We start from the raw sequence: 18,659 nt of genomic DNA, 5'->3' as shown, positions 1-18,659 counted from the left end.
CTTATGACTTTTTAATGTTTTGTTCAAACTCTGTTAATGAATTGTTATTATAGTAACAAGTTTTAACATGAAATAAAGTTCACTTATTCACAATCTAATTATATAACACTCCACTTCAAAATACTATAAAAAAATATGGTAACTAGAAAATTAACCAACAGATTATATAAAAAAGAATCCCAAGCGGTGACATCATTGCTTGGGATTCCTAAACGGTTCAATATTATGCTTATGACTTTTCTTCCTTTATTCGTGACTTTCTGCCTAAGATATTGACAACTAACACACTTGAAATAGCAATTAATCCACCAATTAACGAGAGGTTCTCAGGCCACTCATTAAGCCATACCCAAGCTATGATTATCGCTATAGCAGGCTCAATATAAAGCATCATTGATATTTTGGTGGCATTACCTAACGAAAGGGCGATGGTCCAGGCTGTATAGGCAATGGCTGCAGGGAAAATACCGACAAATATAGCTGATAAATTGGCTTCAACTGTTGCTTGCTGTACATTATTCCAAAGGCCAGGTAAGAAAATGAGCAGAGGGAGGGTTCCAGCCCATGTGAAATAGGCAGTGAGCTCAATCGGTTTGTAATGCGCAAAGAGTGGTTTCTGCAGAACAAAGAAAGCCGCAGTAGATATAGCCCCAATTAAGACGAAAAGGGCTCCTACATTAAAGGAAAACGAAGCGCCGGAACTTCCAATAGTGATCAATATAATTCCAATGAATCCAATCACTAGACCAATCCAACTAAACCATTCTAGGCGCTCTTCCATAAAAAGAACGGCAATAAGAGCCGTAAATATTGGGGCTGCTCCAACAATCATGCTTGCAGTTCCTGCGGGTATTGTTTCTACGCCAAATGTTAAACCGATGTGGTATACAGTAATACCGAGAAAACCTAAAAGGAAAATTTGACCTAAATCATTCGTTTTAGGTATTTGAAAGTGAACGTTCGGTAGCAGACTATAAAGAATAAAGACACCAGAGGCGACTAAAAAACGAACAAGGACTAAATGGGCCGGTGTGTAGCCGCCTAATAAACTCGCTCTGATTCCAGCAAAAGAGGAAGCCCAGATAATAATGGCGATTGAAGCCAAAGCAAAAGCCTTCTTATTCATAACTTACCTCCTCTTTTATATAAAATCAGTCATCATTCTTATCTGAGATTTGATAATAACCATAATCATCACCAAAGTAGCGATTATATCTATACCTAAATTTGTTATATAAATAAACGACAAGGACTTTAACGATGGCATAACCTGGAATACCTAAGATGACTCCAATTAGCCCGAATAAATTTCCTGCAACAAGTAAGACAATGACAATAGTGAGAGGATGAATTTTCATAGTTTTTCCCATCACGTTCGGTGAAATGAAATTTCCTTCTAAAAATTGAACAGCTCCCCAGACTGCAGCAAGTTTAAGCAGCATAAACGGAGACGTCACAATCGCGATAATAATGGCAGGTGAAATAGCAATCATTGGTCCGAGATAAGGAACAACACTCGTGATTGCCGCCGTAATTGCTAGCACAATCGCATAATCTAGATCGATAATTAAATAACCAATGTAAAGTAATATACCAATACATAGTGCAACGATGATTTGTCCTTGGATATAGGAACCAACTTGATTGTCCATGTTTTTAAGGATTTGATCAATATCTTTCCGAAATTTTGGCGGCAATAAGGTTAGACAATATTCCTTGAATCGCTTGCCATCTTTTAAAAGGAAAAATAAGATGACAGGGAACGTAATGATGGCGACAACTACGTTGGTTAAAGTACTTGCCACATTTTTAAAACCTTCAACCGCCCCACCAAGATAGTCACTTATTTTACTAGGTAAATCACTTAAATTTTCCACAAGCCAATTATAGCCTTCGTCATAATAAGGGCCGAGAATCGAATGTTTTAACCATGATTGAATATTATCACCCATTTGGTTGAGATACCGCGGAAAGGCAGTTATTAATTCTGTAATTTGTCTTTCAATGATAGGGGCGGTCACTAAAATAATCCCGGTTAAAATACCAGTAACAGTTAATGCGATAATTATAATGCCCCAAACTCTTTTTATATGAAGTTTCTCTAACAAATCTACAATGGGATTCAATAAGTAATAAGCTATAAAAGCTAAAATAGTCGGAGCAACAATAGTTGAAAATACAATAATCAATGGATGGAAGATAAAAGATACCTTACTGTAAATGAATATAGTAATACCAATTAAAATTAAAACAATTAAACTATAAATTAAATTGGGCCCCCCAATGAACTTCATTAAAGGGGTTGGCCGTTTGAGATTCACTATACATCGCTCCTTCATCGATAAATGAGTACAATTATTAGAAAAACTTAATTACATATTATAACTGATTTCAAAAGAAAATTCTCTTATTAATATATTAAAGCTCTTACTAAGATAATTAAAGTATGAGCTGTGAACTACTTTTTGATTATTATCCTCATAAAAATAAGTTTTCCCTCGAATGGTTTAAAGAAATCTAAAGTCGGGTATATGAATTTAGAGGAAATTTACATAGGGAACATACAAAAAAGTGTATAGGAGGTACTTCAGTGAAAAAGTTAAAAGAAAAGGAAGCTAGCCTCATTAAGGATATTATTCATGAAAATGATGCAGTGATTGAAATGGATGATAAGCGATATTATTTATCACTGATTGAGGAGCCTGAACAGATAAAAAATAATGATATTAAGTGCGAAGAATTTAAGGAAAAGGTCAAAACTACAAAGCAAAATATCTTAAAAGGGAAAAGATTTATCATCGATGACATTGTAGAAATGATGGATCAGGGGGTACTTTAGTGAGTCTAATGTCCTTTGGTAAATTAAATATAAAATAAGCGCGTGTTAATGGCTCTGTGACGGATTAACACGCGCTTATTTTTTATGGAAAAAGTTATTATTTTTCTAGGGGCGCATATTCATGAACCCATACTTTCATTTTTGGAGCCCACTTCATCCCTGGATGAATATCTAAAATGGATTGTTTATAAGCTTCAAGGTCCGTGTATCCTTCTTGCCTCGCATCTTCATCAGACATGTCGCCTAAATACTGAGAGTAGATGCGTTCGACCTTAAATTGATGGCCTTCTAGTTCCATAACCTCGCCAATATCTGCATAAATGCCATTTCGCCTTGTAGCTGTCTTTTCACCGTTAACCACTTTTGCGACATCTTCGGGAATAGTGACCAGCTTTTCAATCGTACAAGATTTTTCAGGTAAAGTTTCATTTTTATTCTCAGATAGCACGTTAACACACTCCTGTCTTAAATTAATTATTCAACTTTCGCATCAATAGAATAAGCCTAAATATTGAACAGGACCTGAGCTTATAGTTCGTCTAATCATCCTCTTAACAATCTGTTTAAATGAGACTAAAAAATCGAACTATGCTTACCATTGAACCATTAAAAAATAGCTGTTTATACACAAAAGTTATAAACTGTGCAGTACCAATAAGGTTGTTTTCAGAGCAAGCGTAATCGCCACCGTCTGGGATCGCTCCGGGCGGATGCTTTCCGCGGGCACGGCCTCAGCCTCCTCAGAAGCAAAGAACGCTTCTTGCGGGGGTCTTCGGACTCGCGCTATTCCCGCAGGAGTCACCGCCCTGCGCTCACCCAGACTATTAAAGTTATTTAATGCTATTATAAGGCATTTCTGTACAATGATATTACGCTGAAATCAGCGTTTTTTCCGTAGCGTTCGGATTATTGCTTACTTTCACAGAAGTGGGAAAGACTCTTAATCCAAACTATGTCGCAGTGCAGTTTATATCAATTGCGCAGTAATAAAGATTTTTTTTGGCTTGATGATCCAGTTCCTTCGGGTCAATTCATTAAAATGTCAACTGGTGCAATGGATTTTATCCTACCCCCATGATCCTAAAGGTTAGTTGTTAATGCCATTCTGCGAAAGTTAATTACTTATTAGAAGTATACAGAAGATATTAAATATAAGGAACTCTTTTGTTTAATGAAAGAGCTTTTTATATTTAAGCTTCTGTATGACCACTCATTTTTGAGGTCGTTTTTATTTTCGACTTAACAGAAATGATAGCTGTGATTAGAGAAATTATAACGAATATAGCGCCAACAGAGGCATTGCTTTCAACCGTAGCGTGATCAATAATAAGACTACCAATGAAGGATCCAAATGCTATTCCAAAATGAAGAGCCGAATTGTTCAAGCTTTGTTGAATATCGGACGTCTCTGGTGAAGTGACAATCAGATAACTTTGCACAGCGGGTGTAATAGCCCAGCTTAATATGCCCCATATCATTAGTGTAACTAAGAAAACGGGGATTGAAAATGTTGTGTAGGGAACGGCAAACAGCACAAATGTAAATAAGATAGTACAAATGAAAATAGTTAGTTTTGCTCCAAATCGATCCGAAAAAGCTCCTCCGATTCCACCACCACTAACAGCTGCTATCCCGAATATTAAATAAATAACACTAATCCAAACGCCACCGATTCCCATAGTCTCTTTTACAAAGGGAGTTAAATAGGCATATAAAACAGTGTGTCCAGTTAAAAAGAAGAATGTCGTTAATTGAGCTGTGAGTATTTTACGAACCTTAAGGGTTGTTAATAAGTTTTTAAGTGGCACGGCTGGTCGTGGTTCCACACGTTCCATTAAGAAGTACACACCAACCATTGAAAGGATGGTTAATAAGGCAATGAGCACAAACGGCGCTCGCCAACCAAAGGCCTGCCCTAGAATTAGCCCAACAGGAATACCAAGTACAATCGATCCACTGACACCCATAGATACGATGCCAATCGCACGACCACGGTACTTAGGTTCAACAATATTCGGAGCCATCACTAAACATAAAATAATCAGTAAAGCCCCGCTTAATGCCGAAATAATACGACCGATAAAAAGAACTGTATAGGTAGGACTGAAAATCGTGACAAAATTACCAACTAAAAAAACTAACAAAGAAATAAGGGTTAACTTTTTCCTCTCGATGTTACCAGTTACTACGAGTAAAATCGGAGCGGCAATGGCAAAAATCAATGAAAATATCGTGATTAGTAACCCCGCCATTCCAACAGTCACATTTAAATCGTCAGCAATCAAATCAAGAATTCCACCAATGATAAGCTCAACCATACCGACTACAAAAGATACGATCATTAAAAAATAAACACGTTTATCCATATAACAGACGCCTTCCTAGTTAAGATACAAATTTAATCTTAACCTCCTAGCCTTCAAAATACAAGAACTCAATTATTATAGAATGAGAAAAGGAAAAACAAAAATGGTCATTCTTCAGGAAAAAATAGCAATTGTTTGATATACTTAAAGTAACCTCATTTTTAAGGAGGAACTTTAGTGAGCCAAACAGATAAGATCTTAGAAAAAGAAGCAATGCATATGTTAAAGCTGACAAGCAGGACATTTTATATACCGATAAAGTTATTAAAGCCAACATTGCGAGAGACCGTGGGATCTGCTTATTTATGCATGCGTGCAATTGATGAAATTGAAGATCATGAGACCTTAGATATTGACGTCAAACAACAACTTCTTAATGAGACGAGCGTCTTGTTAAAAAGTGATTTTGATGAGGAAGCTTATTCAGAACTTCTGGCACCTTACAGGGATATACTGCCTGAAGTGACCCTAAGACTAGGAGATTGGATTCGCTTTTGTCCAGAAGGAATTGTTGGAAAAGTGACCGAGTCAACAAGCGTTATGGCAACAGGAATGGCAAAATGGGCTGGGAAAGAATGGCAAGTTAAAACAGAAGAAGACCTTGATGACTATACATACTATGTAGCAGGATTGGTTGGAGTCATGCTGTCTGATATATGGGAATGGTATGATGGGACGAAAACAGACCGCGACTTGGCGATTGGTTATGGACGTGGCCTGCAAGCTGTTAACGTCTTGCGAAATAAAGACGAAGATGCAGAGCGCGGGGTGCGTTTCTTCCCTGAAAACTGGACACGAGATGATATGTTTGCGTATGCAAATGAGAATTTAGACAAAGCAGATGAATATATGAAAGACATTAAGACAAGAAACATCACTCTGTTTTGTAAAATCCCACTCGGCTTAGCTAAAAGAACGTTAAAAGCACTTAAAAGTGGCAAAGAAAAGATGTCACGTCAAGAAGTTGAAGAAACCGTCGATGAAATTATTAATGACTAAATAATAAACCTTGAAAAAATACCGATGTCCACGGTGAGCATCGGTATTTTTTATTGGGAATCTTTAACAACCGATCAACCTGTTAATGAAGCTAGTCCTCATTGTTTAAATAAGTGAGAGATACTTTTAAATTAGCATTTTTTTCTCGTATTTGGTCTAATAATTCCTTATCTTTGGTAGAATTTTTACTACGAATAGCATACGTATATAGAATCATAGTTCCCAAGTTCGTCGTTTCAATTTGACGCAGAGAATGATTCTCTGTAAACTTTTCAAACAGATCGTCAAACATATTCTCATGATTCAAATTTTCTGGAACAGTTATTTTTAAAATTTGTGTATCTTTTCCCTTACCATATTCAAATTTGTACAACAAATAAAATATGAAACTAGCAAACAAGGTTAAAATAATTGCTAGATCAAAATGATAAAGACCACTCGTCATCCCTACACAAAGCCCGAAGAAAATATAAGCAATATCTTTAGCATCAGTTACTGCACTTCTAAACCTAATTAATGAAAATATAGCAAACAATCCAAAAGCTACTCCAGCATTATCACTAATCACATTCATTACAACGGAGACAATGACACTCATCATAATAATTGTATGCACAAATGCTTGTGAGTAACGTTCACCTGTAAACGTAACTTGGTATACTTTAGTAATAACTAGACTCAATATTGTTGCTGTAACCATTGCTAGTAAAATCATAAATATTGTTGATTCGTCAGCAACCGATTGTGATGAAAATAAATTCTCTAAAAAGTCCATTTTAAACGCCTCCTCCAATTAATATCTTTTCTTCTTCAATTCCATTTGGTAATTCATCTTTTCTTAAATGCTCTAAACTTGTACAGAACTTTGAGGCTCCTCGTTGCTTACACTCCAATTCCTGCAAAATACGTGTTAGCCATAATGGAACACTATTATTTACTTTCACCTCGAGTATAACGAGATTGCTATCGATAAAATGTTCACCTTGAGGGCCATTTTCGACGAACAAATCATGATTTCTACAACGTAAGTTCAAGTCAAAGGTGATTCGTAGACCGTCATCGTCAATTCCATGCAAGGCGTGTCTGTCATAGCTAATTACCATCTCGGGACGTAAATTGTACAGATGGCGAAAATGGTCAATCTCTTTTAAAACTTGGGTGTTTGATGTTTTATATTCTTCTAGTGGAATACTAGAGTCCTCTATTAAATACCGATAAGCTTCCATTAACGGTAAAACCATTCGTCGCTTATTCACAACCTTTTTATGTTTTTGCTTTACTTCAAAGAAAGCAGTTCCATTAATATCAGTTTCATCGTACACACGTAATCGCAGTTTTTGACGAAACCTTAGTTTGTTTTTTGTTTCAAAATAAATAGAGTGCTGCGCATTATCAAAGTATAGACTTGTAACCGTGTACCTGCCGTTCACTCCATTTAGATCTGGCCTCATGTAGAGGGAAATTCTCTCAATTAATGCCTCATATTGTTCGATGGTAATAAGATACTTTTGTTCACGGCGTGTAAATATCTCAATGGCCATGTCATACAATCTCCTTTCGCTTCGATACTTATACAATAACCTTGGAGCCTTATAGTTCTCTGTGTGAAAGATTAAAAATCTATGAGAATCTCGCAAGAATTTGTATAGGAGAGCAGGTTCGTTATTTGGTACGTAAAAAAGAGACCAAATAAATGGTCTCTAGAATTTAGTACCGACGATTATTTATTAAGCTCTTTACGCCAAGATATAATAAAGCTAAAGCAAATACGACAATCGCTATTCCGCCGATAACTGTAAAGAACTGGGCTACTCCAGCGGTGATAACAGTAGAGGTGGGTAGGTTAGCTAATGCAAAACCAGCTAATATTGACGCTAAAAAAGTCAAAACTAAATTATTCATAGTTTTACCCCCCTTTCACTATATTTCTATGAAATGGAAAGGGGGTTAGATTGTATGAATGTCAGAGAGATAATTAAAAACATTGGAAAGATTGGATTCGATCTAAATCGATACCAAAGTAGACCCACCTGTTTCTTCTCCAGCGATATCCAGCGACTGACTGACGCCCAATATAGACAGGGTAAAACCAAAACGACTCACGGTTCAACCAAACATACGTGAACTTATACAAGCATCCACGAATGGCCCCTGGATCTATAGCAAATGTTTGAAAGCTTGGCTGTGTCGGTTCAAAATTTGGTGGTGGGGTTGTTGGTGGGCCTCCTGTCTGTGGAGCTGTTGGTTGATTAGGATATGAACCTCCTCCTGGATAATATGGATATTGAGGATGCATAGGTGGTGGTCCGTAAAAAGGTGGACTGGTAGTCGGAAAACCAAACAAGCCACCTATCATCCCTGGGATATTCATCTGTCTTTCTTCATTTGAATTGGGTGGATAATGATGATACATCTTATTTTCCTCCTTAATGATAACTTACAGTACTAATATATGAACAAATGTCTAGTATGGTACTTTTCATAAGTTAATTTTTGGACATAAAGGGAAGAATAGATATAAACAAAAATAATCGAAGGTGGGAAAAGAAATGGCACAATTAACTGAATTACTAACAAAAGAAGACTTAGAAAAAGCTTGGGATATGTCAAAAGAAAAGCCAGTCTTATTATTTAAACAAAGCACAACTTGTCCGATCAGCGCTGAGGCTTTCAAACAATATAATGCTTTCATCGACGAAACAGATTTAGATGTTGGAACTTATTTTGTTAAGGTAAGAGAAACACGTGAACTATCAAATCAAATTGCAGAAGAAACTGGAATTCAACATCAGTCACCGCAAATTTTTTTGGTCAAAGATAAGCAAGTACTATGGAATACGTCTCATTCCAGTATTACACAAGGAGCCATTAAGGAAGCCTTAACTAATGAAGGTTAATATATTATTTAAGCTGAACAATAGCCCGTTTATTCCATCATGGATGAATAAACGGGTTTTGTATGTCTGAAAAGAAACCTTGACTATGACGTTACGTAATAGATTATAGTAAAATTTGAAGGGAGGTTAAAAAGTGAAAGTGAAAGAAGTTGCTGACTTAGCAGGTGTTAGTGTGCGGACACTTCATCATTATGATGACATTAACTTACTAAAGCCAAGTTCAATAACTGACTCTGGTTATCGGATTTATTCTGAGCGTGACTTGGAGATGCTTCAACAAATTTTGTTTTTTAGAGAGTTAGAATTCCCGTTGAAAAGGATTAAAGAAATAATGAACAGCCCTTCATTCAATCAAGAAGAAGCATTAATCATCCAACAAAAGATGTTGCGTAAGAAAAAAGAACATATCAACGACATGCTTCACACGATTGATAAAACAATCCAGCATATGAAAGGAGAACGGAAAATGTCAGAGCACGAACGATTTTCAGGATTTGATTTTAAAAATAATCCTTATGAACAAGAAGCACGCGAGCGGTGGGGTGACCAAGCGGTTGAGGAATCAAAAGATAAGATTAACAAAATGTCAGAAGAGGGGAAACAGGACTTGGCTCATGACTTTGATATGATTTATAAAAAGCTTGCCCAACTTCGTCATCAGGCACCAGATTCAGAAGAAGCTCAAGCAGAGATTGAAGAATGGTATCACTATTTAAATAAAATAGGAACCTACCCATTAGATGCATTTAAAGGATTAGGGCAGATGTATGTCAGTGATGAAAGATTTACAAAGAACATTGATAGATACGGGGAAGGCTTAGCCCAATTTATGTGTGATGCGATGGCAGTTTATGCGAATCGCCACTCGTAAAATTTTAAAGGGAGGGAGGTGTGGCAATACATCAACCTCCCTTTGTTAAGCACTCGGGTAGTAAATATCCTACTCGGTCGATACTTCGCCCAACTCGGTCGGTGACGCCCCCAACTCGGGCGACAACTTGTTCAGGTCGGTCGGTGCCACCTCCGACTCGGTCGATACTTCGCCCAACTCGGTCGGTACTGCCCCTAGGTCGGGCGACATCCCTCCTAACTCGGGCGACAACTTGTTCAACTCGAGCGGTGCCACCCCCAGGTCGAGCGACATCCCGTCCAAATCGACAGCAAACCACCCAAATCGAGCGACACTACATTAAAAACACTTCCATCACAACTTTCCAACCGCTTTCTTTATATCCCTTGCTTCTGTTATAGCTGAGATGACTGAGACGCCATCTGCTCCTGCCTCGATAACGGAGGAAGCATTGTTGGTAGTAATTCCACCAATTCCTACAATGGGTAGTAGTGGAAATCTGTCCCTTAGCGTATGAATCCATTTCACGCCAACAGGTGTTTTTGCATCTTTTTTTGTAGTTGTAGCATACATGGGGCCGGCCCCTATATAGTCGACCAATTCAATTGGACTCTGAGTTACTTCTTGATTATTTGATACAGAGAGACCAATAATTTTATTGGGAAATTGCCGTTGAATTACATCGACAGGAGTGTCGTCTTGGCCAACATGAATTCCATCTGCTTCTAATGGAACTACTAAATCAACATCATCATTAATAAAAAAGAGAATACCGTTAACTCGGCATATTTCCCTTAGTTGTTTACCTAGTTCTAGCTTAGCTTGCCCTGTTAAGGAACCAGTTCCTTTTTCACGGTATTGGAAGGCTGTTATTCCACCGGCAATAGCTTCTTCTAAAATTTCAACCGGATTTCCGGTGCAATTTTGGCTTCCCATAATAAAGTATTTCCGCAATTTTTGTCTAAGTTCAGGCATCTTCTACCTCCCCTGAAGTCGTGTGACGTCAAAAGATAATGCATCTATAAAATTAGTTTTAAATGATGCTGGTCCTAATACATTAGGTTGAGAAGCAGCCAATTCTGCTGCATGTCCATAGAATATGAGGGCTGATAATGCTTGCTCTTCAGTAGGGTGATCTGTTGTTAGGCATGCTGTTAATATGGATCCTAGTAAACAGCCAGCCCCCGTTACCTGTTCAAGCAAAGAATGTCCTTTATCATTATGCAAAAGACGTTTACCTGTTGAAATGGTATCTGTTTTTCCTGTGACGACTGCTACGGTCCGATATGTCTTTGCTACCTTTCGGGCGATCTCATCGACATTACCATCCCCAAGTGATTCGACACCTTTGGTTTCCCAAGCTATCTCTGCCAGGTGGGCCATTTCTCCAGCATTTCCTTTAATCGCTGTCACATCAACTTGGTCGAGAATATCATGAACGACCTTTGTTCGATAAGGCGTAGCGGCGATGCCAACTGGATCAAGAACAACAGGGATGCCCTTGTCATTAGCAGCTTTCCCCGCTAAGATCATAGCTTTATGGTCTGCTTGCATTAATGTGCCTATATTAATAAGTAAACCGTCAGAAACTGAAGCGATATCGGCTACTTCTTCAGTGGCCTTAGCCATGATAGGCGAGCCACCGAAGGCTAGTAATCCGTTGGCTGTAAAATTCATGACTACTTGATTTGTAATATGGTGAATGAGCGGCTGGTTGCGGCGAACATCTGCAATAATATTTTGGTTCATTTTATCACCATTTCAAGGCGCGGTGCAAAGTGATTGGTCGGTCCACTTCCACGTCCGATGTCGAGCGAATGCTGTATTGCAAGCGTCACATAATTTTTAGCTTGTTGAACAGCTTCAGTTAGTGACTTTCCTTTACTTAAATATGCCGTGATAGCCGCCGACAAAGTACACCCAGTTCCGTGTGTATTTTCTGTATCTATTCGTTTAACTGAATACGCGTGAAATTCACTTCCATCGTATAAAAAGTCGGTTGCATCTCCTTTAGAATGACCGCCTTTAACGAGAGCAGCTTTTGCACCGAGTGTCGTCACAATATCTTTCGCTGCTCTTTTCATATCTTCACTTGTTTCGATTTTTCGTTCCAGTAGGTGCTCTGCTTCAGGAATATTAGGGGTCACAACTGTTGTCATAGAAAGCAGCTCATCTCTTAAAAACAAACGGGCATCTTCATCTATTAAAGTATCCCCACTTGTTGTTACCATGACGGGATCCATCACATATGGTGCATTTAGATATGGTATTTTATCTTTAATAACTTTCATCATTTCGATATTAGCAATCATGCCTGTTTTAAATGCTTGAGGTGACACATCGTCTATGATTGAATTTAACTGCGATTCAATCATGGAGAGGGGCAGATGATGGACGTCTTGAACGCCTGTTGTATTTTGAGCCACGACAGAAGTAACCACTGACATTCCGTAGCTTTTTAATTCTTGAAACGTCTTTAAATCGGCTTGGATTCCTGCGCCGCCTGTTGGATCTGTTCCAGCAATTGTTAAAGCACATGATGTTTTACTCATTATAAGTCTCATCCTTTTCTGATTGCACCTAAGGTACAAAAGTATTTAAAAACAGTTGATATAAAATAATAGATAGATTTTCAAAAAAATTACTTTGTTGACATACGTGGTACTTGAGCGGCTTGTTTAACTCTGCCGACGATCAACCATCCTATCGCTGCGCCTGAGATACTACTGACGAGAAATGACGGCATGAAGAAAAGTGCACCGAAAGAACTTCCCATCAATAACTTGGCAAAAGGTACGGAGAATAATGAAGCGAGTATCCCAGTACCCACCACTTCTCCAAAAGCTGCCCATCCATCCCTACGAAACTTTTTATAAAGATATCCTGCTAGAAAAGCACCGATCATACCACCTGGAAAAGCTAACAATGAGCCAATGCCAAGTAAATTACGAAGCAATCCAATCATAAATGCAATGCCTACAGCGGGTCCGGGGCCGAGCATTACTGCGGCCATCACATTGACGGCATGTTGAACAGGGTAGGCTTTAGCTATTCCTGCAGGAAACCATAGAAATTGTGAGCCTAATGTCCCAATAGCTACAAATACTGCCATTAGGGTAAGTAAACGGGTTCGATTCATATTGTTTATTTACCTCCTTATAATAATAAAAAGAGCCAGGTCTACGGACGGGACCTGGCTCGGACTATTATATATATTTTCTCCGACTACTTCCCTCCGCTGGTATTAACCAGATCAGGTCCGTAAGAGTCAGAAAGCTTGTTGCGCTTTCCTCTCAGCCCGCATATTGGGCACCCCTAGTAGTTACTTATTATTCAGTTGTTACTTTCACCATATCAGAAGAAAAGGGTTTTGTCATGTTAATCAGATTAAAATGATAGTTCAAGAGAAGGGAGACGTGAGAAGAAAAGATTTGCTGGAAGATAAAAGAATGAGTGCTTATGTTTAGTAAATTAATCACCTAGAGAGTCATAAAAGGACTTTAAAAATTTGCCTTCAATTTCGCCATTTTTCACTTTGTAAAGTTTATGGTTGATCATCACTTCTTTTTTGTAAGGCACAATAAAATTCGTGTGGCCGTTACCATCTAAATATATAATTGAAGCACGATCAGGCATGTAGCCAGTACGGTCAGCTAACATACGCTCATATGTTACACAATTAAAATAATCAGTAATGCGTTTGATTTCCTTCTTATTTGTAGTGCTTTTATAATGCCGATTGCTCGGCGTATCCATGGTTAATTTTGAGATCTCATGTGAAGAAATATTAAGTGTTTCATCAAAATTTTTATTGACAATTTGATCACTCATAACGAATAAAGGAATAAAGGCATATACGAATATTAAAATTAAATAAATGTATTTTCTCATTTTGATTCACCCTCCTAGTACCTGCTTTTTCTTCATTATCTGTTAGAAGAGAAAACTTTGCTTTGACAGACGTCAATTTTTATAAAATATACTTAAAGGGGCTCGAAGGGTGTGTAAGAGTTGAATAAAAAAGGCCGGACTCTATAAAAGAGTTCGGCCTCTTAATTTAAACTATTAATCTTCTACATTTATGAATAATTTACCGTCTGCTTGTTCGCGTGTTTTGTTACCGTAAGCATCTTCTGCAATGACTTCGATAACCGCGCCTTCTGCATAGGCGTTATTCGTAGCTGTCCAGTATCCTACATAATGGCCGTCTTCCATTTCCATCATAGGTAGTTCTGTAGGATTTTGCGTAAGACCTGCATTTGTTAGTGGCATATGAACAACGAATGTTGCGCGAGTTCCAGGCTCACTATCAAATTCAATCATGACACTTTCTCCGGCATTAAGACTTTTATCTTCAGTTGGAGTTAAGTTATCAATTTCAGGAGCATCATATTTAACGTCAAGAGTCACAGTTTCCGTTGTTGTATTACCAGCTTCGTCAGCTGCAACAACTTCAATAGTGTTCTCACCGTTATCTAATAAGATGCGCTTAGAAAACTTCCCGTCTTCGTCAACATCTGCATCTTGTCCATTAACTTCAACGTAATCTAGATGTTCATCTTGTACGGTTCCTTCAACTGTAGCTGTTTCGCGATTAGTTTTGTCACCATCAACTGGGTTATCAATTGTTAATTCAGGTGCTTCAGTATCAAGTGTGACAACAACCGGGTCAGATTCCCCTGTTGCAGCACCATCGACCTTCGTAACAGCTTCAAACTCATTTTCTCCTTCATCTAATTCCTGTTCAAATGAAAAGGCACCGTCATCACCAACTTCATCTGATTCAACCGCTTCACCATTCTTCAATAGTTCGATAGTTGTGCCCTCAGATGCATTACCTTCAACAGTAACGTCTGTTTCATTTGTAATCAATCCATCGGAAGGTGAAGTAATGACTGGTTCTTCGACTTCATAAGCTACACGAGCACGGATCATGTAGTTTCCTTCATTTGCTGGAGAGGGCTCCCATGAACCGCCAACTCCTTGGTAACTTCTTTCCGCATTCGGGCTTGTTTCATCTGTAGCTAAACCAGGGGCGCCTGTATTAGGTGCAGTTTGCACATAAACCATGAAGAAATCTCCGTCAACGATGATATTGTGATCTGATAGATCAACGACTGTCCAATCTGTTTCATCGCGGATTGCTTCAGCATCGACAGGTCCTGCTAGTTTTTCACCAGGTAGACCATCATCGCCTGCATCCCATACTTCAACCGCAAAGTCTGTTCCGCCTGGTACTGGGAATTCAGGATTCCAGAACTTGAATACACCATCTGTTACGACTGCTTTTTCTTTGCCTTCAGGAAGGGACATCTTAACAGCCCAGCTATTACCTGCATCATAAAAGGCACGAGCGTTATCTGCAACGCCGTCATCATATGCTATTTCTCCACCAGGTACTGTATAGAATGGCTCTAACTCGATGTTTAAGTCGACATCCTCATTTAGATCAACTTCTACTTCTGTACTGTGGTAATTTTTAGCCATAACTTTTAATGTGTAGGAATCTTCATAAGCCGTCAGAGAGAAGTTTCCATCTTCATCTGTTTCAACAGGGTCAATGTTAGCATCTTCTACAAGAAGAAGGGTTGCTCCAGCAATTGGGTCACCTGTTGCTTCATCTGTAACCGTTCCTGAAACTGTAGATTGAGCAAGTTCGTCTAATTCGAAATTTGCTTCTGTTGTTTCATCTACTTCTACTGAAACTTCTTGTTCAGCTGATTCATATCCATATGTTTCTGCTTTGACATTGAACGTACCCTCTGAACTCATGATAGAGTAGCTTCCATCTTCAGCATTTGTATTAGTTGAGCTACCTGTTTCAAGTACACTAACTTTTGCACTTAATGGTAAGTTATCACTAGAATCAGTGACTGTTCCATCAATCGATCCAACACCGTCTAGTATCGACGAGACAGCAGCTTGAGCGTCAATTAATCCATGTCCATAGCCATTATTTGGAGACTCCTCAAACTCACTATCTGTTAAAGGTTTAGCTGTATTCATGAGTATTTCTTCCATGTCATCAACATTAATATCAGCATTAACTTGACGAAGTAGTGCAGCTATTCCTGTAACAGCTGGACTAGCCATTGATGTTCCACTCATTGATCCGTATCCATCACCAGGTACAGCAGAACGAATATTAACACCCGGAGCTGCAATTTCTGGTTTTATTTCATCATATGGTGAAGGTCCTTGTAAGGAAAAGTCTGCTAAGTCATCGTTTTTATCTGTTGCACCAACAGCGAATGATTCAGGGTAATTAGCTGGAGCTGCAACTGATCCAGGTCCACCCGGATTAAATAAATCTGTGTTACCAGCCGCGAATTCCGGGAAAATTTGAGCATCTCTCCATGCTTGAACAGCATCACGGTACCACTCATCAAGGCCTGGACCGCCACCCCAAGAGTTGTTAACAACATCTGGTGCCATGTCAGCACGATCACCAGGAGCTAGAATCCATTCTGCAGCATCAAGTAAATCCGCATCCATAGCATTACCACTAGCATCAAAAACTCTTGCAGCAATCCATTTTGCACCTGGGGCAACACCGACTTGATTGGATTCATCTGTTTCATGTCCAACCATGGTACCAGTTACATGTGTTCCATGGCCGTTATCATCAGCTGGTTCGTCGTAATTATCAGAAGTAGCATCGTAGAAGCTGTATTCATGCTCTACAACACCCGTTTCAGCATCATATCCACGGTATTGTTCTTTTAATGCAGGATGGTCCCACTGAACACCTGTGTCTAAGCTCGCCACTACCGTACCAGATCCGTCAACGCCCAATGCCCATGCATCTGGCGCATTAACTTGATTGACGTTCCACTCAATATCGTCATCTTGTAAACTCGCTTTTGGTGCTTCCTCTTTAATAGTGACTGTTTCATTTAATGTACGTTCTTCGTTTGGTAGAATCTTTTCTACTTCAGAAAAACTAGCTATCTTCTCAGCGATTTCTTTAGGTGCTGTGACAGCCATTCCATTAACAATGTGGTAAGAATGAAAGTCCTCTACCGTTCCATTTTCAACTTGTTCTTCCAAAAATTCCTTTACGTTAGCCTGAGATTCAATTGAAACGGATTTTAATTCTGAGATGACAGCAGATCTTTGACTAAGCTCTGCTTTGTGTGAAGAAAGTTGCTTGGATTCAGCTGCTTTCCTAGCTTCATTGGCCGCTTTTGTCGTATCTGCCTTTTCTTCAAATTTCACTAAAAATGTTACGGAATCATTATCTTTAAATTGATTCACTAAACGATCGCTTACTTTTTGTTTGGCAAGTTTATTAGAATCAACTGCTGATTCATGTAGTTTTCCGTTATTATCATTTTTTCCAACTGATACTGATAAGGATTCAGCACTTAATGTTGGAGCAAATAACGAAAAGACCATCAGAATTGTTGCGAATATGCTAAATAACTTTGCAAATCGTTTTTTGTTATAACTCAATATGCTAGTCCTCCCTTAATAATTTAATTAAAATAGAAAGTTCCTAAAAGGCCTCCTTTCTTAATGAAGTGAAATGGTTGTCTATCCCTTCATGGTGCTAACTAAACTATAGAATAAAAGATAACTTAAATGTGTCGGATTTCGTCGAATAAAATTCAGGTATTGCAAAATAAACAATTTTACCTATTGTTCTGCCAATTCTATCGACCTGAGGACAAAACTTAAAATAGGCTGTGAGATTCGTCATAGAGGTTTTACTAAGTTATATAAACCGTCCTTCATTGAAAAGCTGAAAATCATTTCTCGATAAAATGAAAGAAAAATGAATCGATTTGACCATAGATATATCTATTAAGTTTTGCCTCTCCCATACCTCTTGATTTTTCATAGTATCATTTATATCAAAGAAGATTTGATGGATAAAAAGTACTGGAAAACTTTCCGTTATACGTGCCTTATGTCCCGATTCAATATCAGAGAAAATTTTTATGAAAAACAAGAATAGTGCTGCTGTCTGCATGGAAATTTTGTTTATTGGTAACATACTTTTTACATCATGTTAAAAAAGGTCATCGCGAGTTGAGTTAAGAGGTGATAGGTTTGCTGCTAGATATAAGTAGAAAAACAATTTTTCGGATTAAAATTGCAATAAAAAAACCCGAACGAACTTTCGAATTCTTTTAAGAAATCGAATGATCGTTCAGGTTAATAATAAGAGGTTCATCATTGCCAGTAAAGTTCCAGCCAAAAAAGTTGAAATTTATAATGCGAATCTTTTATTTTTTCTCTCCAAACCTTTCCAGAACCCTATAAAATTCAGGTGCAGTCCGATGGAGTCGGGTTGGTTTAAAGTCTTTATTGACCCACATATGCTTCGTGATGCCAGTTGTAATAAGTTCACCTGTTGGATCAGTGACAATTTTATTATGGCTTTTTGCAAAATCATCTTCCGTTATTTTTCTTGCCTCGTAAGTAAATGTTAGTTTGATAGGTGAATAATCAGCAATTTTTGTATAAATTGCGATACAGTCGTCAAACGTCGCTGACTTTTTGTAATTGCATTCAACATTGAGGACTGGAAGTAATAAGCCCTTGTTTTCCACATCGCTGTAGGCGACTCCGTAATGACGCATGCATTCGGTGCGAGCTACTTCAAACCAGTTGATGTAATTTCCGTGATGGACAACTCCCATACGGTCTGTGTCCTTATAAGGGACGCGGTAATTTGTTTGATGCCATGCTGCTGTCAATAT

At 38.3% G+C, this 18,659-nt stretch carries 21 protein-coding genes and 1 riboswitch; of the genes, 4 read left to right on the top strand and 17 right to left on the bottom strand.

Going from position 1 to position 18,659, the window contains the following annotated elements; translation table 11 throughout:
• Window positions 1-229: 229 nt before the first annotated feature.
• Window positions 230-1,126, bottom strand: coding sequence for a DMT family transporter (locus KQI49_RS08255; RefSeq protein WP_216487933.1), 897 nt, complete (start codon window positions 1,124-1,126; stop codon window positions 230-232).
• A 25-nt stretch (window positions 1,127-1,151) separates the two neighbouring features.
• A complete protein-coding gene (locus tag KQI49_RS08250) occupies window positions 1,152-2,339 on the bottom strand; it encodes an AI-2E family transporter (RefSeq protein WP_216487931.1) in 1,188 nt (395 codons plus the stop codon).
• Window positions 2,340-2,590: 251 nt separating this feature from the next.
• Between KQI49_RS08250 and KQI49_RS08245 the strand changes: the two genes are divergently transcribed.
• Window positions 2,591-2,839 (top strand): hypothetical protein, encoded by a 249-nt coding sequence (locus KQI49_RS08245; protein ID WP_216487929.1) that lies wholly within the window; start codon window positions 2,591-2,593, stop codon window positions 2,837-2,839.
• A gap of 97 nt (window positions 2,840-2,936) precedes the next feature.
• On the opposite strand, the gene KQI49_RS08240 is transcribed toward KQI49_RS08245, so the two are convergent.
• Both KQI49_RS08240 and KQI49_RS08235 read right to left on the bottom strand, forming a co-directional pair.
• Complete coding sequence (locus KQI49_RS08240) at window positions 2,937-3,287, bottom strand: ASCH domain-containing protein (protein WP_216487928.1); 351 nt, start codon at window positions 3,285-3,287, stop codon at window positions 2,937-2,939.
• A gap of 742 nt (window positions 3,288-4,029) precedes the next feature.
• Window positions 4,030-5,205, bottom strand: a complete 1,176-nt coding sequence (locus KQI49_RS08235; protein WP_216487926.1) for an MFS transporter — start codon at window positions 5,203-5,205, stop codon at window positions 4,030-4,032.
• A gap of 213 nt (window positions 5,206-5,418) precedes the next feature.
• Between KQI49_RS08235 and KQI49_RS08230 the strand changes: the two genes are divergently transcribed.
• Entirely contained in the window at window positions 5,419-6,204 is a 786-nt protein-coding gene (locus KQI49_RS08230) for a squalene/phytoene synthase family protein (protein ID WP_216488132.1), read from the top strand.
• 91 nt (window positions 6,205-6,295) lie between these two features.
• Here KQI49_RS08230 and KQI49_RS08225 read toward each other — a convergent pair whose 3' ends face one another.
• The 4 genes from KQI49_RS08225 to KQI49_RS08210 form a co-directional block, all read right to left on the bottom strand.
• A complete protein-coding gene (locus tag KQI49_RS08225; RefSeq protein ID WP_216487925.1) occupies window positions 6,296-6,979 on the bottom strand; it encodes a DUF4956 domain-containing protein in 684 nt (227 codons plus the stop codon).
• Window position 6,980: 1 nt separating this feature from the next.
• The gene (locus KQI49_RS08220) at window positions 6,981-7,745 is read right to left on the bottom strand and encodes a polyphosphate polymerase domain-containing protein (RefSeq protein ID WP_216487923.1); all 765 of its coding nucleotides are present in this window, start codon (window positions 7,743-7,745) and stop codon (window positions 6,981-6,983) included.
• 166 nt (window positions 7,746-7,911) lie between these two features.
• Window positions 7,912-8,106, bottom strand: a complete 195-nt coding sequence (locus KQI49_RS08215; RefSeq protein ID WP_216487921.1) for a hypothetical protein — start codon at window positions 8,104-8,106, stop codon at window positions 7,912-7,914.
• Window positions 8,107-8,179: 73 nt separating this feature from the next.
• Complete coding sequence (locus KQI49_RS08210) at window positions 8,180-8,617, bottom strand: hypothetical protein (protein WP_216487919.1); 438 nt, start codon at window positions 8,615-8,617, stop codon at window positions 8,180-8,182.
• Between the two features lie 136 nt (window positions 8,618-8,753).
• Between KQI49_RS08210 and ytxJ the strand changes: the two genes are divergently transcribed.
• Window positions 8,754-9,101, top strand: a complete 348-nt coding sequence (gene ytxJ, locus KQI49_RS08205) for a bacillithiol system redox-active protein YtxJ (protein WP_216487917.1) — start codon at window positions 8,754-8,756, stop codon at window positions 9,099-9,101.
• Window positions 9,102-9,234: 133 nt separating this feature from the next.
• On the top strand, window positions 9,235-9,972 hold the full coding sequence (locus KQI49_RS08200; RefSeq protein ID WP_216487915.1) for a MerR family transcriptional regulator: 738 nt from the start codon (window positions 9,235-9,237) through the stop codon (window positions 9,970-9,972).
• A 31-nt stretch (window positions 9,973-10,003) separates the two neighbouring features.
• Here the strand turns inward: KQI49_RS08200 and KQI49_RS08195 are convergent, their stop codons facing one another.
• From KQI49_RS08195 to KQI49_RS08155, 9 genes are all read right to left on the bottom strand, one after another.
• A complete protein-coding gene (locus KQI49_RS08195) occupies window positions 10,004-10,270 on the bottom strand; it encodes a hypothetical protein (protein ID WP_216487913.1) in 267 nt (88 codons plus the stop codon).
• A gap of 35 nt (window positions 10,271-10,305) precedes the next feature.
• A complete protein-coding gene (gene thiE / locus KQI49_RS08190) occupies window positions 10,306-10,926 on the bottom strand; it encodes a thiamine phosphate synthase (protein WP_216487912.1) in 621 nt (206 codons plus the stop codon).
• A 3-nt stretch (window positions 10,927-10,929) separates the two neighbouring features.
• Window positions 10,930-11,700 (bottom strand): hydroxyethylthiazole kinase, encoded by a 771-nt coding sequence (thiM, locus tag KQI49_RS08185; RefSeq protein ID WP_216487911.1) that lies wholly within the window; start codon window positions 11,698-11,700, stop codon window positions 10,930-10,932.
• Complete coding sequence (gene thiD / locus KQI49_RS08180) at window positions 11,697-12,503, bottom strand: bifunctional hydroxymethylpyrimidine kinase/phosphomethylpyrimidine kinase (RefSeq protein ID WP_216487909.1); 807 nt, start codon at window positions 12,501-12,503, stop codon at window positions 11,697-11,699. The genes thiM and thiD overlap by 4 nt, the downstream gene beginning before the upstream one ends.
• Window positions 12,504-12,592: 89 nt before the next feature.
• Window positions 12,593-13,090, bottom strand: coding sequence for an energy coupling factor transporter S component ThiW (thiW, locus tag KQI49_RS08175; protein WP_216487907.1), 498 nt, complete (start codon window positions 13,088-13,090; stop codon window positions 12,593-12,595).
• A gap of 74 nt (window positions 13,091-13,164) precedes the next feature.
• Window positions 13,165-13,278: riboswitch (TPP riboswitch) on the bottom strand.
• 144 nt (window positions 13,279-13,422) lie between these two features.
• On the bottom strand, window positions 13,423-13,842 hold the full coding sequence (locus KQI49_RS08170) for a hypothetical protein (protein WP_216487902.1): 420 nt from the start codon (window positions 13,840-13,842) through the stop codon (window positions 13,423-13,425).
• A gap of 174 nt (window positions 13,843-14,016) precedes the next feature.
• Window positions 14,017-17,349, bottom strand: a complete 3,333-nt coding sequence (locus KQI49_RS08165) for a S8 family peptidase (RefSeq protein ID WP_216488131.1) — start codon at window positions 17,347-17,349, stop codon at window positions 14,017-14,019.
• 319 nt (window positions 17,350-17,668) lie between these two features.
• The gene (locus KQI49_RS08160) at window positions 17,669-17,950 is read right to left on the bottom strand and encodes a hypothetical protein (protein ID WP_216487900.1); all 282 of its coding nucleotides are present in this window, start codon (window positions 17,948-17,950) and stop codon (window positions 17,669-17,671) included.
• 232 nt (window positions 17,951-18,182) lie between these two features.
• A complete protein-coding gene (locus KQI49_RS08155) occupies window positions 18,183-18,656 on the bottom strand; it encodes an acyl-CoA thioesterase (RefSeq protein ID WP_216487898.1) in 474 nt (157 codons plus the stop codon).
• Window positions 18,657-18,659 lie beyond the last annotated feature (3 nt).

Origin of the sequence: Virgibacillus sp. MSJ-26, assembly GCF_018918075.1 — a bacterium.
Taxonomy (GTDB): domain Bacteria; phylum Bacillota; class Bacilli; order Bacillales; family Amphibacillaceae; genus MSJ-26.
This window is presented reverse-complemented; position numbering and strand designations above follow the sequence as displayed.

Excerpts from the sequence above, each read along its gene's own strand:
- thiE (WP_216487912.1), bottom strand. The coding sequence starts at position 10,926 with ATGCCTGAACTTAGACAAAAATTGCGGAAATACTTTATTATGGGAAGC.
- KQI49_RS08165 (WP_216488131.1), bottom strand. The coding sequence starts at position 17,349 with ATGGTCTTTTCGTTATTTGCTCCAACATTAAGTGCTGAATCCTTATCA.
- thiM (WP_216487911.1), bottom strand. The coding sequence starts at position 11,700 with ATGAACCAAAATATTATTGCAGATGTTCGCCGCAACCAGCCGCTCATT.
- KQI49_RS08160 (WP_216487900.1), bottom strand. The coding sequence starts at position 17,950 with ATGTTACCAATAAACAAAATTTCCATGCAGACAGCAGCACTATTCTTG.
- KQI49_RS08215 (WP_216487921.1), bottom strand. The coding sequence starts at position 8,106 with ATGAATAATTTAGTTTTGACTTTTTTAGCGTCAATATTAGCTGGTTTT.
- thiD (WP_216487909.1), bottom strand. The coding sequence starts at position 12,503 with ATGAGTAAAACATCATGTGCTTTAACAATTGCTGGAACAGATCCAACA.
- KQI49_RS08255 (WP_216487933.1), bottom strand. The coding sequence starts at position 1,126 with ATGAATAAGAAGGCTTTTGCTTTGGCTTCAATCGCCATTATTATCTGG.
- KQI49_RS08170 (WP_216487902.1), bottom strand. The coding sequence starts at position 13,842 with ATGAGAAAATACATTTATTTAATTTTAATATTCGTATATGCCTTTATT.
- KQI49_RS08250 (WP_216487931.1), bottom strand. The coding sequence starts at position 2,339 with ATGAAGGAGCGATGTATAGTGAATCTCAAACGGCCAACCCCTTTAATG.
- KQI49_RS08225 (WP_216487925.1), bottom strand. The coding sequence starts at position 6,979 with ATGGACTTTTTAGAGAATTTATTTTCATCACAATCGGTTGCTGACGAA.
- KQI49_RS08235 (WP_216487926.1), bottom strand. The coding sequence starts at position 5,205 with ATGGATAAACGTGTTTATTTTTTAATGATCGTATCTTTTGTAGTCGGT.
- KQI49_RS08220 (WP_216487923.1), bottom strand. The coding sequence starts at position 7,745 with ATGGCCATTGAGATATTTACACGCCGTGAACAAAAGTATCTTATTACC.
- KQI49_RS08230 (WP_216488132.1), top strand. The coding sequence starts at position 5,419 with ATGCATATGTTAAAGCTGACAAGCAGGACATTTTATATACCGATAAAG.
- KQI49_RS08210 (WP_216487919.1), bottom strand. The coding sequence starts at position 8,617 with ATGTATCATCATTATCCACCCAATTCAAATGAAGAAAGACAGATGAAT.
- ytxJ (WP_216487917.1), top strand. The coding sequence starts at position 8,754 with ATGGCACAATTAACTGAATTACTAACAAAAGAAGACTTAGAAAAAGCT.
- thiW (WP_216487907.1), bottom strand. The coding sequence starts at position 13,090 with ATGAATCGAACCCGTTTACTTACCCTAATGGCAGTATTTGTAGCTATT.